The sequence below is a fragment of the Eubacterium sp. CAG:161 genome, from assembly GCF_000432355.1.
In the GTDB taxonomy this organism is placed as follows: domain Bacteria; phylum Bacillota; class Clostridia; order Lachnospirales; family Lachnospiraceae; genus Eubacterium_G; species Eubacterium_G segne.
This window is the reverse complement of sequence record NZ_HF991874.1, coordinates 185,318-206,497: the sequence shown is the minus strand read 5'-3', so window position 1 is coordinate 206,497 and position 21,180 is coordinate 185,318. Positions and strand designations below refer to the sequence as shown.

The 21,180-nt window shown below is 34.3% G+C and carries 16 protein-coding genes; 4 read left to right on the top strand and 12 right to left on the bottom strand.

Annotated features, from left to right (window positions below; all coding sequences use genetic code 11):
* Window positions 1-35 precede the first annotated feature (35 nt).
* The 4 genes from Q5O30_RS10955 to Q5O30_RS10940 all read right to left on the bottom strand — a co-directional run bounded on the left by Q5O30_RS10955 (window position 36) and on the right by Q5O30_RS10940 (window position 4,305).
* Window positions 36-1,100: an ABC transporter permease gene (locus Q5O30_RS10955; protein ID WP_186840458.1), complete on the bottom strand. Its 1,065-nt coding sequence runs from the start codon at window positions 1,098-1,100 to the stop codon at window positions 36-38.
* A gap of 53 nt (window positions 1,101-1,153) precedes the next feature.
* Window positions 1,154-2,065, bottom strand: a complete 912-nt coding sequence (locus Q5O30_RS10950; protein ID WP_021953788.1) for a hypothetical protein — start codon at window positions 2,063-2,065, stop codon at window positions 1,154-1,156.
* Window positions 2,066-2,140: 75 nt separating this feature from the next.
* Window positions 2,141-2,515: a hypothetical protein gene (locus tag Q5O30_RS10945; protein ID WP_021953787.1), complete on the bottom strand. Its 375-nt coding sequence runs from the start codon at window positions 2,513-2,515 to the stop codon at window positions 2,141-2,143.
* 125 nt (window positions 2,516-2,640) lie between these two features.
* Complete coding sequence (locus tag Q5O30_RS10940) at window positions 2,641-4,305, bottom strand: alpha-glucosidase (RefSeq protein WP_021953786.1); 1,665 nt, start codon at window positions 4,303-4,305, stop codon at window positions 2,641-2,643.
* A gap of 231 nt (window positions 4,306-4,536) precedes the next feature.
* On the opposite strand from Q5O30_RS10940, the gene Q5O30_RS10935 reads away from it, so the two are divergent.
* On the top strand, window positions 4,537-5,475 hold the full coding sequence (locus Q5O30_RS10935) for a glycosyltransferase family 2 protein (protein ID WP_021953785.1): 939 nt from the start codon (window positions 4,537-4,539) through the stop codon (window positions 5,473-5,475).
* 27 nt (window positions 5,476-5,502) lie between these two features.
* Complete coding sequence (locus Q5O30_RS10930) at window positions 5,503-8,187, top strand: YfhO family protein (protein ID WP_021953784.1); 2,685 nt, start codon at window positions 5,503-5,505, stop codon at window positions 8,185-8,187.
* Between the two features lie 77 nt (window positions 8,188-8,264).
* On the opposite strand, the gene hcp is transcribed toward Q5O30_RS10930, so the two are convergent.
* Complete coding sequence (gene hcp, locus Q5O30_RS10925; protein WP_021953783.1) at window positions 8,265-9,848, bottom strand: hydroxylamine reductase; 1,584 nt, start codon at window positions 9,846-9,848, stop codon at window positions 8,265-8,267.
* Window positions 9,849-9,936: 88 nt separating this feature from the next.
* Between hcp and Q5O30_RS10920 the strand changes: the two genes are divergently transcribed.
* Window positions 9,937-10,614 (top strand): Crp/Fnr family transcriptional regulator, encoded by a 678-nt coding sequence (locus Q5O30_RS10920; RefSeq protein ID WP_021953782.1) that lies wholly within the window; start codon window positions 9,937-9,939, stop codon window positions 10,612-10,614.
* Window position 10,615: 1 nt separating this feature from the next.
* On the opposite strand, the gene Q5O30_RS10915 is transcribed toward Q5O30_RS10920, so the two are convergent.
* The 7 genes from Q5O30_RS10915 to Q5O30_RS10885 are packed head-to-tail and all read right to left on the bottom strand — an operon-like array spanning window position 10,616 to window position 20,074.
* Window positions 10,616-11,602 carry a peptidylprolyl isomerase gene (locus tag Q5O30_RS10915; RefSeq protein WP_021953781.1) on the bottom strand — a complete coding sequence of 329 codons (987 nt, stop codon included), beginning with the start codon at window positions 11,600-11,602 and terminating at the stop codon, window positions 10,616-10,618.
* Window positions 11,603-11,615: 13 nt separating this feature from the next.
* A complete protein-coding gene (locus Q5O30_RS10910) occupies window positions 11,616-12,404 on the bottom strand; it encodes a Cof-type HAD-IIB family hydrolase (protein WP_186840452.1) in 789 nt (262 codons plus the stop codon).
* 29 nt (window positions 12,405-12,433) lie between these two features.
* The gene (locus Q5O30_RS10905) at window positions 12,434-14,590 is read right to left on the bottom strand and encodes a fibronectin type III domain-containing protein (RefSeq protein ID WP_021953779.1); all 2,157 of its coding nucleotides are present in this window, start codon (window positions 14,588-14,590) and stop codon (window positions 12,434-12,436) included.
* A gap of 36 nt (window positions 14,591-14,626) precedes the next feature.
* Window positions 14,627-17,020: a DNA topoisomerase (ATP-hydrolyzing) subunit A gene (locus Q5O30_RS10900; protein ID WP_021953778.1), complete on the bottom strand. Its 2,394-nt coding sequence runs from the start codon at window positions 17,018-17,020 to the stop codon at window positions 14,627-14,629.
* Between the two features lie 8 nt (window positions 17,021-17,028).
* Entirely contained in the window at window positions 17,029-18,939 is a 1,911-nt protein-coding gene (locus Q5O30_RS10895; protein ID WP_021953777.1) for a type IIA DNA topoisomerase subunit B, read from the bottom strand.
* An 18-nt stretch (window positions 18,940-18,957) separates the two neighbouring features.
* Window positions 18,958-19,623, bottom strand: a complete 666-nt coding sequence (locus Q5O30_RS10890) for a histidine phosphatase family protein (protein WP_021953776.1) — start codon at window positions 19,621-19,623, stop codon at window positions 18,958-18,960.
* A gap of 40 nt (window positions 19,624-19,663) precedes the next feature.
* A complete protein-coding gene (locus Q5O30_RS10885) occupies window positions 19,664-20,074 on the bottom strand; it encodes a GNAT family N-acetyltransferase (protein ID WP_021953775.1) in 411 nt (136 codons plus the stop codon).
* A gap of 224 nt (window positions 20,075-20,298) precedes the next feature.
* Here Q5O30_RS10885 and Q5O30_RS10880 point away from each other — a divergent pair, with 224 nt between their 5' ends.
* Window positions 20,299-20,976, top strand: a complete 678-nt coding sequence (locus Q5O30_RS10880) for a Pr6Pr family membrane protein (RefSeq protein WP_021953774.1) — start codon at window positions 20,299-20,301, stop codon at window positions 20,974-20,976.
* Window positions 20,977-21,180 lie beyond the last annotated feature (204 nt).

The window sequence follows — 21,180 nt, the reverse complement described above, 5'->3', positions numbered from 1 at the left end:
TCCTGAAAAATGAACTTCGTTCATTTTGTTTCCTCCTACTCACATGAAATAACTTCTATTGGGTTAAACATAACACTTTTACGAACTATTAAAAGCGCTGAAATAACCCCACATAATGCGGATACTAATATTGCTAATAAAAGATTTGTAAAGGATAAATTGATATTCACACCATAACTTACAAGCATAGATTTGAAAAGCACATTAATTACAAACTGAATAAACAAAGCTAATATTGCGCCCATTGAAGAAATCATGGTCATTTCCACAACAACCCACTTTATAATGAATCCGTTTAATGCTCCCATTGCTTTCATAATTCCTATTTCTTTTTTTCTTTCCATCATCCAATAATTCATAAGATTAATAATATTAATTATTGCGATAAAAAATACCAGACACGATGCTATGGCTGTAATAGCTATGGAATTGTCTAATGAACTTCCATCTATATTCCTTTCCATTTCCTCATATACTATTTCAACACCATAATTACTTAACTTCTGTTCAATATCACCAAATTCATTAATAAATTCATCTTTTCCATTTTTTAATACCATTATGTAATTATTCTTTTTTTGTGGATTATAAAAATCATTGCCAAATGATGATATGTAGTCTTCAAATTCCATATATATGGCATTATCCCATATTGTTTCTCTGTTTTCCCTTCCGCAAATCCCCCGAACATTATATTTTTTACCATTAATACTCACATTTTTTCCCTTTTTCGACTTCAAAGCATCAGCTGCATCTTTTCCTAAAACAACCTGACCACATTGTCCGTCTAAATAGTTTCCATTAATAATCGGTATATGCCAATCACCCTGATTTTTAGCTTCCACAGGAACAATCTGCAAAACTCCATTATCTGTTTCCACTCCTCCAAGGGATAAAATTTGTATCTCCCCATATTTACCTAATTTCTGAAAAATACTTTTAATTTTCTCAATGTTCAGACCCTCATTAATTTTCATGTCAATATTTAATTGTTTAGAATAATCTCCGGAATTGCAGTCTAATATGTAATTATAATTTTCTTTTACAAGGCTCGCTCCCACCGAAAGAAACAGACTTCCTACAAAAAATCCAATCACCATAAGACTTAATATTATTTTTTTGTGTTTCCATTGCATCATTATATACTTAAACATCATTCAACCTCTAGTGTATACCTGTTACTACTTATAACCGGTATTTCTTTTTCTGTATTTATCACGGCATTGCTTAAATTAGGAATGCATAAAAATTCCATTTCATATTTTCCTGATTTGTCCGGTGCATAAATTTCCATATTCTCTAAATCATCTGAATATGTCATATAATCCTTATTATTTATACTTATCTGATTGCCATTAAGCAGACAAACCAATATATAATCTGTTCCTATTTCATTATTTTTCATATCTATTTTTAACTTAATTTTCTGATTTTTATCTACACTAATTCCTAATGTCTTCTTCATATTCATGCACTTCAAAGATGCTTCTGTATCTAAATCATCATCTAACTCAGAAATCTTTATTTTTTGAGTTTTCACTATTGTTTCCTCACTGGAATTATTTTCGATTATGTAGTGTCTGCATATTGTATTTGTATCACTAACCAGCTCATTTTCATCTGAATAAACATCCGTGTCCTGCCGTAGGACAATAACAACATCGTTTACCTGATACTTAAATGCTTTTTTATCTAATGTAACACTATATTTATTACAGCCCTGAGAAGATAATTCAAATTCATATTTTTGTAATTCCAAATTATCCTTTTTAAAGCTTTTCTGATGATAATTAACTAAAACTGTCATTTCATATTTAACTTTTCTGTCATTATAGTTGTAAATTTCAAAATCTATTTTAATATTATTATCTTTATCTAAAAAATTATCAATGCTATTATTTTTTAGCTCTAACATTCCCTTTAAATTTGAAACTTTCATCCCTGAATGAACACTATACTCCTGTTGAGGTTTTAGACCGTCTATAATCATTTTAGCAGCCACACCACATATTATTATTGTAACAACCATGGAAATTATAAAGATTCTTTTCTTGGACTTACTCATTAATATTCCCCTTCTTATTATTGATTAATCTCCATACCCTGACTTGCAGGGTATGGAGAAACTATAAACTAATATTTAATATTTTTTACTAGCTTTCAACTCAGAATAAATACCATCATGGCTATACCCAGTATGCTTACTTACAAATTTAGTTCCACTAGATTTGTATGTAGGACCTGATATCCAATCTGTTTCAACTCCACCAAATCCACTTTTTAAGCTTTTACTTGAAGATACAGACCTTGTAGTATATCCACTCTTGGATACTGTACATTTAGCGGTTATCTTTTTATAACCGTATGTATCAGAGTATCCCTTAGGTGCACTGTATAATGGATTCTTGGTATATAAAGTTCCTTCTACATACAATGTTGCTGCTCCCACGACCGATGTGAGCATAACGCCACATAAAGCGCCCATTGCAATAACCTTACAAATGCTCTTCTTCATCACACTCGTCTCCTTTCTTACGTATTTTATAAGATGTGTCGACCCCATCTTTACATACATTACATAAAAACACTTTTATTGTCAATGTTTTTTACTTAATTAATTTTATTTGCATAAAAAAACTTTTACACCAGCACCACACTTTGGCAGCTTTTCAGTTTTACTTTTCCGTCTTCCATATCCAGGTCTTCCATATTATTAAGTATTACCCGGTACTTTCTATTCTCAAGCTCTAACACTTTGTCCTGCTTTCCAAAATTAGCTAAAACTACAATCTCACCGCTTTCATTTACACGTTTGTATGCAAATATTTTATCCTCATTTTCAAAAATAGGCTCTGTTATTCCATAAGTTAGAAGTTCCCTGTACTCATCAGATTTTCTAAGAGCAATTAATTTTCTGTAGTAGTTAAGCAGGGAATCTTCCCTGTTTTCCTGGTCTGAAACATTAATGTCTTTGTAATTAGGATTTACCTTAAGCCACGGTTTTCCATTAGTAAAACCTGCATTTTCTCCATCACTCCACTGCATTGGAGTCCTTGCATTATCTCTGCTATGCTCGTAACATCCCTTTAATGCCAATTCCTTTGATACTCCTGCCTGTACAGCCATATTGTACTGGTTAATGGTACTTATATCATCGTATTCCTCAATTCCTTTCATAGGGCAGTTAGTCATTCCTATTTCCTGTCCCTGATAAATAAAAGGTATTCCTCTTAAAAGAAGATTTACCGTGGCAAGCATTTTTTTGCCCGTTTCATTTTGGGCATAGGATGGAATATACCTGCTTGCTCCTCTTGGCTCATCATGGTTTTCAATAATATTAGCCATAAACCCAACATCTTCACACTCTCTTTGAGAATGAAAAATAACCCTTCTGTAATCCTCAAATGTTATTTCCGGTGCATCGTACCAGCCATGTCCTCCAAAAGCCAAACACTCAGCAGAGAAATCAAACATTGTGGAAAAATGTCCATTGTCCCCAATAAATTCCCTAATTTCATCTTTTCTCATATTAAACACTTCAGCTACTGTAAATGCATCATGCTTTTCAAAAGTATTTTTCTTCAAATCTTCCAGCATATCACCTATTCCCGGCACTTTTTCCGCTGCAACACCTGCATGAACAAATCCGTCATCTCCATCTGCCGGCAGACTCTTAAATTGCAAATCTTTTCTTATATTAATAATTGCATCTATTCTAAAACCGGCTAGTCCCTTATCAAGCCACCAGTTAATCATCGAATATAACTCTTCTTTTACCTTTGGATTGTACCAGTTCAAATCCGGCTGTTCCTTGGCAAACAGGTGCAGATAATAGTAATCTGTTCCCTGAACCTTTTCCCATGCACTTCCTCCAAAATAGGAACGGTAATTACACGGTGGCTGACCGTTTTTCCCTTTCCTAAAATAAAAATAATCTCCATACTCTCCTTCAATATCCTGCAATGCCTTTTTAAACCATTCATGCTGGTCTGAACAATGATTTATAACCAAATCCATCAAAATGCCAATGTTTCTTTTTTTTGCTTCAGCAATCAGTTCTTCAAAATCCTCCATTGTTCCGAAACGTTCATCTATTTTATAATAATCTGAAATATCGTATCCCTGATCAACTAAAGGTGACTGATATATAGGTGAAATCCATATAATATCAATTCCTAAATCCTTTAAATAATCAAGCTTATTGATAATTCCCCGTATATCTCCGATTCCATCACCATTTGTATCCATAAAACTTTTAGGATAAATCTGATATGCTACCTTGTCATGCCACCACTTCTTTTCCATAAAAACTGCCCTTTCTTCTGTTATTTTTTCTAATAAGTTAATTATATTTTTCCTATTAATAATGTCAATACCGCTTTATTGTTTATAATTACCGTGGTTTCATTTTTCTTATTGCTTTCTTTGTTTACAGTGAACAAAATTTATAGTAAAATATTACTAATTGTGGGCATTTAACTTGCTAATTAAATTGTCCCTATATTAACTTAACTGATTATTTTTACTGGAGGTATTATGAAAACTGTTGAAGTTGTGGTTCCATGCTATAACGAAGAAGCAATGCTTAATATGTTCTACGTGGAATCCGAAAAAATATATAAAACAATAGATGAATATTCGTTTAGTTATATTTTTGTCAATGATGGTAGCCGGGATAAGACTTATCCCATACTGAAGGATTTAGCCGGAAAACATGATAATGTAAAATTTATTTCATTTTCACGTAATTTCGGTAAGGAAGCAGCCATGTATGCCGGGCTTCGCAACACTACTGCTGACTATGTAATTGTAATGGATGCAGATTTACAGCACCCGCCGGCTTTGGTTCCTGAGATGATAAAGCAGATTGAAGCAGGTTATGACTGCTGTGCTGCCCTTAGGACAAGCAGAAAAGGAGAATCTAAAATCAAAAGTTTCTTCTCCGGAATGTTTTACAAATTCAGCAACAGATTTACTGATGTGCAACTGGTACAAAATGCCGTTGATTTCAGAATAATGAGCAGACAAATGGTAGATAACATAGTGAAGTTATCAGAAGTGCAGCGTTTCTCAAAGGGTATTTTTGAATGGGTTGGTTTTGAAACCAGCTGGATACCTTATGAAAATGTGGAACGTATCGCAGGCGAAACCAAATGGAGTTTTAAAAGTCTGTTTAAGTATGCCATAACCGGTATTACTTCTTTTTCCATAACACCATTAAGATTTCTTACGTGTTTTGGTCTTGTAATATCCGTTGTTGCATTTTTGCTTATAGTATTTACCCTTATTAGAAAGTTAGCCTTTGGAATAGACGTTTCAGGTTATGCTTCACTGCTTATTGCTGTGTTGTTCTTAGGGGGAATTATCGAATTGTCCTTAGGTATTCTCGGTGAATATATTGCCAATATATATTTAGAAGCAAAAGACAGACCTATATACATTATTCAGGATACAAATATTAAAGAATCAAAATAAAACCATTAATAAGGAAGGAGATAAATAATGGAACGTAAGGGAGACTCTAAATTTTCATTTAGTACATGGTTAAAAGATAACTGGCTGTATTTCTTAGCTTTTCTTTTGCCGGTACTGTCAATGTTAATTGTTTATTTTTTCAAAGATATCGCACCTTTTGGCGATCAAATGTATTTAAGAAGTGACTGTTACCATCAGTACACACCATATCTGCAGATTTTGCAGGACAAGTTAAGAGGAGGCGGAAGCTTATTTTATACCTGGGAAATCGGTGCCGGTATGAACTTTGTGGCTATAGCCGCCTACTATTTATCAAGTCCTTTTAATCTTTTAACTATTTTATGGCCGGGTAACATGGCTGACTATGTTAGTTTCTTTATAATAGTAAAAATGGGACTTGCAGGTTTTTCAGCTACTTACTATCTTGTAAAAAGATTTAAGACAAAGCATGTTCCTGCTGTTATTTTCGGTATGGTATACGCACTTTCATCTTATTTTGCAGCATTTAGCTGGAACATTATGTGGCTAGACTGTATGTGGCTTTTACCATTTATCATTTTAGGTCTGGACAGACTTGTTACTGAAAGAAAATACAAAATGTACTGTATAGCCCTTGCTCTTGGCATCTTTTCTAACTACTATATTGGAATTATGCTTTGTATTTACAGTGTAATTTATTTTGTATATTTAATCTGCGTATCAGATTTTGATGAAGAAATCGGTAATGTTAAAGGAAGATTATTAGCATTTAAGGATTTTGCAATATACTCCGTTTTAGGTGGCGGGCTTGCTGCCTGCGTAATTTTACCTGAGTATTTTAACCTACTTACAACTAAATCAGCAGATACATCTTTCCCTGATGCCATAGAAGAATATTTTTCCATTCTCTATATGCTTTTCAGGTCTCTTATTTGTATCCCTGTAGCAGACTTAAAGTATCCACATGACCCTAACATTTATTGTACAGTTGCAGTATTTGTTTTAATTCCTCTTTTCTGGTTATGTAAAAAAATCAGCGTTAAAGAGCGTGTTGGAAAAACTGTAATTGCCGTAATTATGCTGTTAAGCTTTAATATTAACATACCTAACTATATCTGGCATGGATTCCATTTTCCAAACAGTCTTCCATGTAGGGAATCTTTCTTATACATTTTCCTTATAGTTACTATGGCATATGAAGCTTTCTTACACATAAAGGAATTTAAGGCCTCCCAGATTATCGGTGCAATGGGTGGTGCCTTAGGACTTATACTTGTCCTTCAGGAATTATTTAAAAACACATCATTCTTTAGCGATTTGGCTGTAGAAACTAATATAAGAAAAATAATATATTTCAGTATGTTGTTTATTGTTATATATGTGATTCTGTATTTCTGTTACAGAAGAAAATCAGATATGAAGGCATTTTTCATTTATCTGCTGGTACTTACTACATTCTGTGAGCTTACCCTTAACTTATGCGTTACAGGTATGGCAAGCACATCCTCAAGGTCTGCATATTACGAAAGTACACAGGCTCATAAACAGTTAAATGAAACAGCTAAAAATAAAGCAGAAAGTGAAGGAGTTAAATTCTACAGAACAGAATCTGCTTCACATTCCACAAGAAATGATGGTGCAAGATTTGATTACGACAGTATTTCAACCTTCTCATCAGTAGCATCAGCTGCTATGCAGGATTATTATAATCAGCTTGGTATGCAGACATCATTTAATGCATATTCATATTACGGACATACACCACTTACTGCTGCTATGTTCTCTGTTAAATATGAATTTACTGACAATACACCTTCTCTTCCAACTAACATGACAGAGATTGGAAGTCAGACATATTCAACAGGCAATAATGCAGCCTCAACTGTTCATTTATATGAGTACAATAATACTCTTCCTCTTGGATTTATGGTAAATATGAGCACTGAGGCAAACTGGAATAAAGAGACGGGAAATCCATTTACAACACAGAACAGTTTTGTAAAAACTGCAATTGATAGTGATGCTAATATTTTCCATCAATTACAGACAACTGACACTGTTGGAACATTTACTGCTAAATATCAGTTAGAGGAAGATGATAATTACAAACCATCAGGAGATGCTGCAACATACGATGTTTACTTCTACTGTGTAACTTCTTCTGAAACTCTTACTGTGAATATTACTAATGGAAGCATAACAGATGACAATTCTACAACAAAGACATTCTCATCTACTAACCAGAATTACATTTGCCATGTTGGTAACGTATCTGCCGGCTCCACTATAACAGTAACAGCCAGCGACGGACAGGCTTTAACCACATGTTATGCATATGCTTTTGATAATGATGCATGGGAAACAGCTTATAAGCTTTTAAACAAAAATCCTTATACTGTTGAATCCTATTCTGATACAAAGATTACCGGTAAGGTTACAGCTAAGAAACAGGGCATTATGTACACTTCTATTCCATATGATAAAGGATGGAATGTATATGTTGATGGTGTAAAATCAAAGACTACATCTATTTGTTCAGGAGCTCTTACAGGTGTTCTTGTAGAAGCAGGCACTCACGAAATTACCTTTAAATATACTCCTAAAGGATTAGTTCCGGGTATTGTTATTACAATTATTTGTCTTTTAATTTTCCTTGGAATAATCTATAAAGACAATATTATAAACTTAATTTCTAACAAATCAAAGAATAACAAGGTTACTTCTAAGAAGTAACACAATCATAAAAAATAGCGACTGCTAATTAATGCAGCCGCTATTTTTTATGGGATTAAATCCGTATCAGATAGGGTTTACTTATTTAAAATTTTCTTTAAATCCTCCTCCGGTGTAGTTATTGGAGATATATTATAATTATCCACTAATACTTTAAGCACATTTGGTGATATAAAAGCCGGCAATGTGGGGCCTAAATATATATCCTTTATTCCTAAATAAAGCAAAGTTAAAAGAATACATACTGCCTTTTGTTCGTACCAGGACAGCACCATAGACAATGGCAACTGATTAACTTCACACTGGAAAGCCTCTGCTAATGCTGTTGCCACCTTAATGGCAGAATAAGCATCATTGCACTGCCCCATATCCATTATTCTTGGAAGTCCCTCTATATCTTCTAAATCTAAGTCGTTGAATCTATACTTTCCACAAGCCAATGTTAAAATAATAGAATCCTTTGGAGTCTGCTTTACAAAATCCGTGTAATAGTTTCTTCCTACCCTGGCACCATCACAACCGCCAACTAAGAAGAAATGACTGATTTTTCCCGTCTTTACGCCATCAATTACTTTATCTGCTACTGACAACACTGTTCCATGGGCAAATCCTGTTGTCACATACTCCCCACCGTTAATACCTGTAAGCTTTTTATCCTCTTCATATCCTCCAAGTTCTAAAGCTTTATTAATTACCGGTGTAAAATCCTTATCCTCACCTATATGCACCATTTCCGGATAAGATACAACCTCTGTAGTAAATACCCTGTCGCTATAGCTTTCCTTAACAGGCATAAGGCAATTAGTTGTAAACAACACAGGACCTTTAATATTATCAAATTCTTTTTGCTGGTTCTGCCATGCAGTTCCAAAATTTCCCTTTAAATGGCTGTATTTTTTAAGCTCCGGATAACCATGTGCCGGAAGCATTTCTCCGTGAGTATAGATATTTATACCTTTATCTTCTGTTTGTTTTAGCAACAATTCCAAATCCTTTAAATCATGACCTGATATTACAATAAATGGCCCTTTCTCAATAGTAAGTGGCACCTTAGTAGGTGTTGGAGTGCCATAAGCGTCTGTATTTGCTCTATCTAATAATTCCATGCACTTTAAATTAACTTCTCCCACCTTAAGAACTGTTTCAAGTAACTTGTCGCTACTTAAGTCATAGCTTATAACTGATAATGCCCTGTAGAAAAATTCATTCACTTCACTATCTTCATATCCTAACACTAAGCCATGATATGCATAGGCAGCCATTCCTCTTATTCCAAACAAAATAAGGGATTTAAGGGAACAAATATCCTCGTCACTATTCCAAAGTTCATCCATGTTGTAATCATCTGTATTGTCACATCTTGAAATACACGCTACACATCCCGGTGCAATTCTTTCCTTTTCCCTATGAACTTTTTCTATCATTTCCTCTAATGTATTATCATTAAAATTTACATTAGTAACTGTGGTAAACAAACCTTCAATAATAATTCTGTCAGTATTTTCTGTCTTTTGGTTGTTCCCACAAGCCTTTGCTAACCCAATCAGGGCTCCTGTAAGTTTGTCCTGTAAATTAGCTGTATTTGCTGTTTTACCACAAACCCCTACATTTTTTGTACATCCGCTGCATCCCGCAGTCTGCTCACACTGAAAACAAAACATTTTCCATTCTCCTCTCTTGAATTTACAATGAAATTATATTAGAATGGCAATAATTAATCGGTGGTTATAACCACAGAAATGAGGAATTATGAAAAAAAACATAATGAAAATTTTGGGAAATTTGGAAATGCCAGTTTTCAAAAACATAGATAATGAAGATTTAGTATACCTTAAATCTATTAATGCTTTCCGCATTGAGAAATATAAAAGAAATAATATAATTTTTCACACCGGAGAAATAATTCATGAAATAGGAATTGTAATTAGTGGAAATGTTATTATAGAAAATAATGATTTATGGGGAAATAAAACCATCTTAAGTATTGTTACATCGGGGCAGGTCTTTGGTGAGTCATACGCCTATAGCCATTTACCTTTAATGGTAAATACCGTAGCCGCAGACTCTGCCACTATTTTATTTTTCGACTTAAATATCCTTGACAATCCCATATATTCTAACTGTTCATGGCAGGACAAAATTATTAGAAATCTTTTAAGAATCGCCACAAGAAAGAATATTATTTTATCAAACAGAAGCTTTTGCACTGCTCCAAAAACCATTCGCGGAAGGCTATCTATATACTTTTCAGGTCAGTCTACCATTAATAATAGTAATGAATTTGATATTCCCTTTAACAGGCAGCAAATGGCTGACTTTTTAAACTTAGACAGAAGTGCCTTATCAAAGGAGCTTTGCAAAATGCGTAATGAAGGATTAATTGATTTTAACAAAAATCACTTCATAATTTATAATATAGATAATTAATCTACAGGCTTGGAAGCTCTATTTTCTTCCATTGTTTATCATTGAACTGATTTTTAGACCCGTCTATAAATTTACTGTATTGTTCATTAAAAGCTGCTTCCTTTGCCTTTTCAACCATATCCTTTTTATTCTCTGTTGTCTTGTCCTTAATATAATTGTTGACACAGTACACCAGATAATAGCTGTCTCCATCTTCTATAATATCACTGATTTTTCCCTTTGTAAGGTTGAATGCTTCCGTTTCATACTTAAGAGTAGCCTCACTCTTCTTTATGTCTTTTTCCACTGTGCTATCAACGCTATACTGCTTTGCTTCACGGGAAAACTCCTGATAGCCCCCTTCAACCACACTTTTTACTTCATTTAATGTAGATTTAATTTTTGAAACCTTTGTTTTAGATGAATCCATTTTTATATATTGAATTTTAATAACTCTTGCGTCTTCCTCGCTAATGTCATCTCCTACATGTTCAGTAATACCTGAATATACTTTTTCAGCCAATTTGTATTTTTCGCACAAATTCTCCACATCAGCTTCTTTTGCATCGGTATAATCCTTTTCTGAATCTGTCATAGCCTTATAATACTGTGATGCCTGCTTACTCACCTCAGTTTTTTCAGTATCTGAAAGGGTAACATTATTCTTCTTTGCCATAGCTGCCAATGCATATTTAACAGTTATACTCTCTTTTACCTTATCCTTTACAAACTCCTCTAATGTCTTATGGTCACTTATTTTATTTTTCCAGTCAACGCTGCCACCAAAATCCTTTGCATATTGTTTTGCAGTATCAAGAAGACAAATCATATACTCTGACTTGCTGCAAACTAACTCATCTATTTTAAACATCTGATTTGACTTAAGTCCTGTAATATTTCCAATTATCGGTGTATTATCACCTATACTGCATCCGGTAAAATTAAGTACCGAACATGCCATAACCAGACTTATAGCCATACATTTTATTCCAATCTGTTTTTTTCTCATTATATCCTCCGGATTACATTCTCATTACATCTTCTAAAATAGTATTTACATTTTCAGTAATATGCTTAGCCGCTCTTTTAACCTCGGCATCAGACCATTGCATTGCATAACTGTAAAAACAATGCTCAAACATATCTATATCACTATATCCACCGCCAAAAATCACTGTATCTTCCTGAGATATATTAAATACATGCTGTAAAAGGGCAATTGCCATTCCCTTTGTAACATATTCTCCGGTTATATACATTTGTTCAGGACTTGAAATGGAAACATGAGCCTTACCTGCCCATTTATTATAAAAATATTCATATGTTTCCCCATCAAATCCATCTCTGGCACAAATTGTTATTTTATTTACATCTCCGTTAAGCTCTTTAGTGTCTCTTATGTACTCCGGCTCAACTCCCATGTTTTTAAGATAATTAATAAAATCAATATCATGGGTGTTAGTCATTGCCCCCCGTTCATCTGAAAACAGCAGTTTAAAACGCCTTATAAATTTATCATTTTTTTCAATTTCAGACACAACTTCCATACATACTAACCTGTCAATAGGTGTCTTGCTAATCACCTTGTCCTGATAAATCACCACACCACCGTCATTACATATATAAACAATGTCATTTTTTACATTCCCAAATAAAGGCTTAACTGCATCATAATTTCTGCCTGTTGCCACGGCAAACTTGACACCATTGGCATTAAGTTCAGATATTAATTCAATTGTTCTATCATCAATTTTGTTCTTATTTTCATATAATAACGTATTCTCTAATCCGCAAACTATAAAATTAATCATTACTGCCTCCTGCTGAGTAATTTTATACATTATTTCTTTATAGACTTAACCTTTGATTTATTTCCATAAATCACCTGTCCTGACGCTTTTTTATAAGCAGCAACCTTATAATAATATGTTTTGCCGCCCTTTACTTTCTTATTGGTATATGTAAATCTCTTATTTCCATATACCTTACCTACCTGTACATATTCTCCTGTCTTTTTATTACTCCTGTATATTTTATATCCACCGGCTCCATCTATTCTCTTCCATGTTAGCTTAACACTGCTTCCTACTGATTTAATGGATGTAATGGAAACTCTTGAAGGTATCGGTATTGCATTAACAGCTTCTGAAACGGCACTTTTTACTTTTGTTCCGTTTACAGCCAGTCTATATGCCTTAACCTTATATGAATATTCTGTTCCTGTAGTAAGTCCACTGTCTGTATATGAAGATACCGGACTTTCTATTATTTTTTTCAATGTATACTGACCTTTAGAATTTCTTCTATAAACTATATATCCTGCAACCCCTTCTTCTTTCTGCCATGATAATTTAACAGAATTATAATTAGCTGAAGCTGCTTTGGCTACAGGTCTTTTAGGCTTTGCAACTGTAGTGGTACCACCTACTTTAACTGATACGGCACTCATACTTCCTGAGCCTAAAAATGCCCTTATTGTAACACTTCCTGCTTTAACACCTGTTACATTTCCTGAATTATTAACAGTTGCTATTGCCGGATTATCTGACATATAGTATATTGTTTCGCCTTTACTTACACTAACCGGTAATTTACATTTGCTTCCCACTGCTACACTATATTCGTCAGATAAACTTACATAGGTTGCTGCTAAATATCCCGAATAACTTTTACCGTTTTTTACAAGGGATACCTTATACCAGTAAGGATTACTAAGCCATGCTGTACCATAAGACACTTTTGTCATACAACCACCTGATACTGACACCTTATCTCCCTTAGATAAAGTAATTACCTTAGCTGAATTAGTTCCCGGTTTTTTTCTTAAGTTTACTGAAGCAATTGTTTCCCCTGACTTTGAGGAAGCTCCCAATCTTACTGTACTGTTTTCTCCCGGCATATTTTTAAAATACGGAATAACAAAGGTCTTTGCAAGAGAAGCTATTCCCAAATCATTGTATGCCTCTGAAGTATATGCTGCCTCTGATGCTGCACCGTAAACATTTGTCATGTACTGGTGAGTATATAATGCATACTTTGAACTTTTGTTTACATTAAATCGCTGATAATATGTAGTGTTCTGTCCACAATTTATGTACTTTTCACCTATATACGATGCACCACCTATAATGGATTTTCCCGGCTTAGTCCAAGGTCTGTTATAAGTTTTATCCTTTCTGTTACTTGCCCATGCCAATCCGTTTGCTATAGGATTAGCACTGGAATAAGCTCCTATATTGTAGAAATTATATATTCCGGTGTATGTCTTTGAATACTGACCTGATACACTTCCACTGGCTCCCATTCCTGCATATTTTGCGTTCTTTTTTGTTCCTACTTCCTGAAGGATTCTTGATGCAATATAATATGCACTTACATCAGCTTTTTTTGCAGCTTCTAATATCTTACTGGAAAAAAGTGTATTGCTTGCCTTATATTTTCCTGCTGTAGTTATGTAACCAATATTAGTTTTATACATAAAAGAACCATCTAATATGGCCTCAACACCTGCCTGGGTCTGAGTAGCACTATCATAGGACAACTGCTCAAACATATATATATGTTCAGCATCTAAAAAATTCCTTGGATCCATGAAATACGCAATGGCATTTTTTGAAGCCGAAACCCAGTTTCCTCCATCTTTAGGAATATATTTACCTGTTGATGCATTGTAATCTCCCGAAGCATTTGACTTAAGGAATTTACTGTAGGCATTTTCAATAAGACTTTTATTATCCTTGTATTCTTCTGAAACTGCCGTATCAAAATATATTCCTGTATTATAAGGTACAAATTTCCACTTTGGATATTTGCTATGTAATGCACGAAGGTACGGCTTATAGCTATCCGGAAATTTACTTATACTTTTTTCAAATGCCGTAGCTGCACTTACAGTTTCACTTTCCGCTTCAAAAGTCGTACACAAAGTAGCAACCATAGCAACTACCATGATTATGGAAATAACAATATTTAATAATCTATTCTTATGTACTCTCATAATACCTCTCTAACTGTCCTAACTAAAAGACACTTACTAGCGTCTTACTTTTACTCCCTTGGTTCCTCGTTTTCCAATTTTTAACTTTCTCAAATCCACCTGTTTTCCTTTATATTCTACCACTTCATTATCGCCTACATCAAGAAGGTAAACATTGGAAACATAATCATTTGCATTAAGTTTTATACCTTTAACGCCTAATGTGGATTTTTTCATTTCAGGGACTTCCTTAATTGGAAATCTTAAGAATATGCCTTCCTCTGTCTGTATCACAAGAATTTCTCTTGTGTATCTAAGCTCAGTTTCCACAGGCACATCCACCATATTGTCCATCTGACCAAATTCCATCTGCTCGTAATCTAATGATTCAAAGTCATCTGAACCACCTGAAAGCATAACAGGCATTTCAAAGTCATCCGGTACCGCTTCTCTTTCTGATACTCTTGTAATCTTTACAGACACAAGCTCATCATCTTTTCCAAGTTTTGTGGCAGCCATTGTCTTTCTGTTAGTTTCAAATTCACTTCCATCTACTAACTTAATCATTCCAAGTTTTGTGGTAAATAATAGCTTTTTGTCTTTTATCATATTAGAGGACATTAAAGCAACAATGCTTTCTCCCTCACTGCTGTAATTTCCCAGATTGTCAATAGGTACACCTTTTTCCCTGACTTTTTTAGTTGGAATTTTTGCTACCTTAATCTGATGAACATTTCCATTATCCGTAAAAATACAAATCGTATCAGTGTTCATACAGTTAAAATAATATTTGTTATCTGTAGTTACTGACTCCCTGTTTCTGTCAAATGCTGCCGGATCAAGTAATTTGGCATAACCGAACTTGTCCTGAACAAAAACTACTTCCTGCTCTACAAAGGCATTTTCATCAAAAACAGCTTCCCTTCCATCTTCAATTAATGTACGTCTCTCAACGTCATATTCCTTCTTAATTTTTTGAAGATCCTTTTTGATAGTCTTAGTCATTACCTTTCTGCTACCAAGAATATCCTCATATTCACCGATTTTATTGACCAACTCTTCATATTCCTTCTGGAGAGCCATAATTTCAAGACCAATAAGTTTTGATAATCTAAGGTCTAAAATAGCCTGAGCCTGTCTTTCGGTAAAGCATAAATTTCCTGCAAGTATTTCAGATTCCGGATGCTTAAATTTAATCCCCTCTGTTTTTCCCGTAACAAGACATTCCTTAACCTGCTTCTGGCTTTGGCATCCTCTTATTATTTCTATTATTAAATCAATAATATTAGTTGCCTTTATAAGACCTTCCTTAATTTCCTTCTGCTCTAATGCCTTATTAAGTAATGTAGTATACTTTCTTGTAGCCAAATCATACTGGAAATCCACATTGTACTTTATAATGCTTCTAAGTCCCATTACTTCAGGTCTTCCATCGGCAATGGCTAGCATATTCACACCAAAGGTGTCCTCTAACTTAGTTTTTTTGTACAGCATGTTTTTTAATTTTTCAACATCTGCACCTTTTTTCAGTTCAAGGATAATTCTCATGCCGTTTTTGTCAGAGGCATTGGAAATATCCACTATATCCGTTGTCTTTTTTGTTTCAACTAAATCAATAACATCTGATATAAACTTGCTGATTCCTGTTCCAATCATGGTATATGGAATTTCCGTTACCACAAGTCTGTCTTTTTCCCTGCCTTTTCCTTTTTCATAAACAAGCTTTCCACGTAATTTTAATTTACCTACACCTGTTTTATAAATATCTAAAAGGTCTGACTTATTAGCTACAATGCCCCCTGTTGGGAAATCAGGTCCCGGCATTATATTTAAAAGCTGTTCAGTGGTAATATCATTATTATCCATATAGGCAATAACTGCATCAATAACTTCCCCTAAATTATGGGTAGGAATGTTAGTTGCCATACCTACTGCAATACCCTCGGCACCATTTACCAAAAGGTTTGGAACTCTTACAGGTAAAACCACCGGTTCCTTCTCTGTTTCATCAAAGTTTGGCATAAAATCAACAACGTCTTTATCAAGGTCAGCTAAATACACATCCTGTGTAAACTTCTTTAGCTTTGCCTCTGTGTAACGCATTGCCGCAGCGCCGTCTCCTTCTATGGAGCCGAAATTACCATGACCGTCTACTAACGCCATGCCTTTTTTAAAATCCTGAGCCAAAACTACAAGAGTTTCGTATATGGAGCTGTCACCATGAGGATGATATTTACCCATGGTATCACCTACTATACGTGCTGACTTTCTGTGAGGCTTATCATAATTTAACCCCAGCTCATCCATGGCATAAAGCACACGTCTTTGTACCGGCTTTAGTCCGTCTCTGGCATCCGGAAGGGCTCTTGCACAAATTACACTCATTGCATAATCAATGTAGCTTTTCTGCATTATTTCCGAATACTCTGTTTTTATTATCTGTTCAGCCATAATATCTCCTAAATATCCAATTCTGCATCAGTGGCATGGGTATAAATAAATTCACGTCTTGGTGCAACTTCACTTCCCATAAGCATACTTGTAATATCGCTTGCCATTTTTGCATCTTCTATTTCAACCTGTTTTAATATTCTCGTTTCAGGATTAAGTGTGGTATCCCAAAGCTGGTCTGCATCCATTTCACCTAAACCTTTATATCTTTGCAATGTAAATCCCTTATGATTCTTTCTGTATTTTTCCAATGCCTTGTCATCATATAAATATTCGCCTTCACCCTTTTTAGGCACTACCTTATAAAGAGGTGGTGTTGCCAGATAAACATGTCCGTGGGTAATAAGTTCCGGCATAAATCTATAGAAAAATGTAAGCAAAAGAGTATCAATATGTGCCCCGTCAACGTCGGCATCAGTCATAATGATAATCTTGTTAAATCTAAGCTTGTCTATGTCAAAATCATTTCCATAGCCTTCCGAAAATCCACAGCCAAAGGCATTTATCATAGTTTTAATTTCAGCATTTGCCAAAACCTTGTCCATTGTAGCCTTTTCAACGTTCAGGATTTTTCCTCTTATAGGCATAATTGCCTGAGTTCTTCTGTTTCTGGCACTTTTTGCAGAGCCTCCGGCGGAATCACCCTCTACTATGAATATTTCACATTCCTCCGGCTTTCTGCTTTCACAGTTAGATAATTTTCCGTTGCTGTCAATGGAAAACTTGCTTTTTGTTAAAAGATTTGTTTTGGTTCTCTCCTCTGCCTTTCTGATTTTGGCAGACTTTTCCGCACAGGAAATAACATTTTTCAAAGTTTCTAAATTCTTGTCAAAGAACAATGTAAGCTGTTCCCCTGTAATGTTTTTTGTAACCTTTTCTGCATCAGGATTGTCCAGCTTTGTTTTAGTCTGTCCTTCAAATCTAGGGTCAGGATGTTTTACTGCCACAACAGCCACCAAGCCGTTTCTTACATCAGCTCCCGTAAAATTATTATCCTTTTCCTTTAATATTCCCAGCTCCCTTGCATACTGATTAATAGTGGAAGTTAAAACTGACTTAAACCCTGTAATGTGAGTTCCACCTTCCTGAGTATAAATGTTATTACAAAATCCTGAGATATTCTCCGTAAATTCATTTATATACTGAAAAGCCACTTCTACCTCGATTCCGTCTGACTCTTTTTTGAAATAAATAATATCAGTAACCTTTTCCTTATCTTTATTCATGTCACTGATAAATGCCTTTATACCGTCAGCCTCGTGGAAAGTTACTGTTTCTTCTTCCCCTACCCTTTTGTTTTCAAAAACAATGGTAAGTTCCGGATTTAAGTATGCTGTTTCATGTAATCTGCTTTTTATGGCATCCGCCTTAAAATATATCTTTTCAAAAATTTCTCCGTCAGGGAAAAATCTTACAGTTGTTCCTGTGTCATTTTTTCTACAGGTTCCTACCTGCTTTAAATCGTAACTGATTTTCCCTTGTTCATAACGTTGGTTATATATTTTACCATCACGCTTTACATCTACCTCTAACCAAAGAGAAAGTGCATTAACTACTGATGAACCAACACCATGAAGTCCACCGGATATTTTGTAGTTGCCGTCTCCAAACTTGCCTCCTGCATGAAGAGTGGTAAATACAACTTCCACCGCCGGTCTTCCTGTCTGCTCGTTTAAATCAACTGGTATACCTCTTCCGTTGTCCACAATAGTTGCAGAGCCGTCTTTTTCCAATGTGACCTTTATTTCGGAACAATAGCCTGCTAAATGCTCATCTACCGAATTATCCACTATTTCATAAATAAGGTGGTTAAGTCCCTTTGTTCCAACACTTCCTATATACATTCCCGGTCTTTTTCTTACCGGATCTAATCCCTCTAAAACGGAAATACTATTTCCATCATAATTATTTGATGCCATGATTTCTCCTGTTTAAATTTATTTTTTTATGTCCTTCATGTTAAAAAATCCACTTCCAAAATGTTTTCTTAAAAGATAATCCTTATCCTCAAAGTGAGCAAAATCATTTAATCTTTCAATGTGGAATGTACCCATTTTTTCATCATATAAAATATGTGAAATACTACAGTTTTCTATTTGTCTGCCAATAGTAAGCCAGTTTTTGTAATCTGCACCTATAATTCCTGTAATTAACGCTCTTAAAACCCCTCCATGGGTAACTACACAAACATTCTTATAAGGCTCTTTTGTTAAATTCTTCAAAGCTTCAAAGGAACGTTCAAATACCATCCGGCAGTTTTCACCACCATCAGGATATGGCATATCCTCTATCATCTTTGCCCGCTTTTCAAGATAGTCTCCGTATTTTTCCTTCATTTCTTCATTAGACAATCCTGTCATTCCACCAAAATTAGCTTCCTGCCATCTCTCATCAATAATTCTCGGCTTGTTAAGATGGGTATTAATAATATCTGCCGTTTCCTTAGCCCTGATAAGCTGACTTGAATAAACAGCCTCTATGTCATATTTTTCTAATCTTTTTCCAAGTAAGTCTGCCTGCTCTCTTCCTTCCTTTGACAGCTCCACATCTACATTGCAAAGCCTGCTGTTCTGTCTTCCGTGTCTAATTAAATAAATATTCATATTACTGCCTCACATAATAAAATCGGTTTTATGGTATCTTCTATAAATACATAATCATGCCGGGACCTAATTTTTCATTAGGTCTGGCTGTAAATCCACATTTTTTATAAAATTCTTCTCTGCCCTTTGCACACATTAAATCAAGCATAACTTCCGTATCCTGAAATTTAATATCCTTTGCAAATTTAACCAGTCTGTCTATAATCATTCTTCCTACACCTTTTTTCTGGTATGAAGGAATAACTATTAAATCCTGAATATAGCAGATAACAGCTCCGTCTCCCACTATTCTTCCCATTCCTACAGGCTTATGGTTATCATATGCCACAACTGTGATAAGACTGTTATTAATGGCGCATTGTGCCTGTTCATTGGATAATTTTTTCCATCCTACTTCCTGTCTCAATTTTAAATATGTATCCAAATCCAATTCATTTTCTTTTAAAATCATCTTTTAATTATTATCCTCAGTTCCTGATAAAATTTATAAGTCTTAGTATCTTGAATCAACTGTATACTGAGCCCACTTTAACTTTTATATTCTACTATATCCCACACATTTCTTCAAGTTTTCCCGGAAAACTTCTGACTGTTAATATTTTTAATGCTAATTTTTCAAAAAATTAACTGTTATTGTAATTTATATAAAGCTAATAATATTAATGGGTGATTTTTATGAAAGATTTTATTAAGACAAATTTTGAATTAATTTATAGAATAACATTTATTATTGTAAGTTTTATTGGGATAATTATACATTTTGATATAAATGATAAAAACTACAATACACACGAATTTAGTTTTTTTACCATTCAAAGTAATATATTCTGTCTCGTGGTTATGTGCCTTTTGCTTATTAAACATTTTTCAAAAAAAGATGAGCGTACAAGGCTTATGATGTATTTTAAGGGTATGGGGCTTTCCTGCATAATCTGCACTTTTTTAGTGTATCATTTTGCGGAATGCCGCGTTGTATATCCAATATATGTTAAAGGACTTTTCAGTATTCCGTTAGAAAGCCTTCTGGCTCATTACGTGTCCCCCCTTATGTATGTCCTTGACTGGATTTTATTCCAGCCTAAAGGATATTTTAAGTTTTACCATATTTTTACTTGGCTTGCCTTTCCTCTTTTTTATATTTTATGCTTTATAACAAGATGCTGCTGCAATGCCCCATCAGCATTTCTTTCGGTGCCTAAATATCCTTACTTTTTTCTTGACTATGAAACTATCGGTTACTTTAAATGCCTTTCCTATATATTGGTTTTAATGGGAATTTTGTTAGCCATAAATGCCTTTATTGTTGCTGCTGACTATCTTATGTACAGATTTTCCAACAAAAAATCCCATTAACTGTTATTTTGTGGTACACTTTTACTATCACTGATATTTAAAATAACATATAGGGAGGATATAAGAAATGTCAACTTTCATTAAAAATTTAAGGCATAAACTTTTGTTTGCAGCATTCATTATTTTATGTCTTGCTTCATTTAAGGGTGTGTCTGTATATGCAGATACCCTGCCAGAGGATTACACACCAATTATAACCAATGT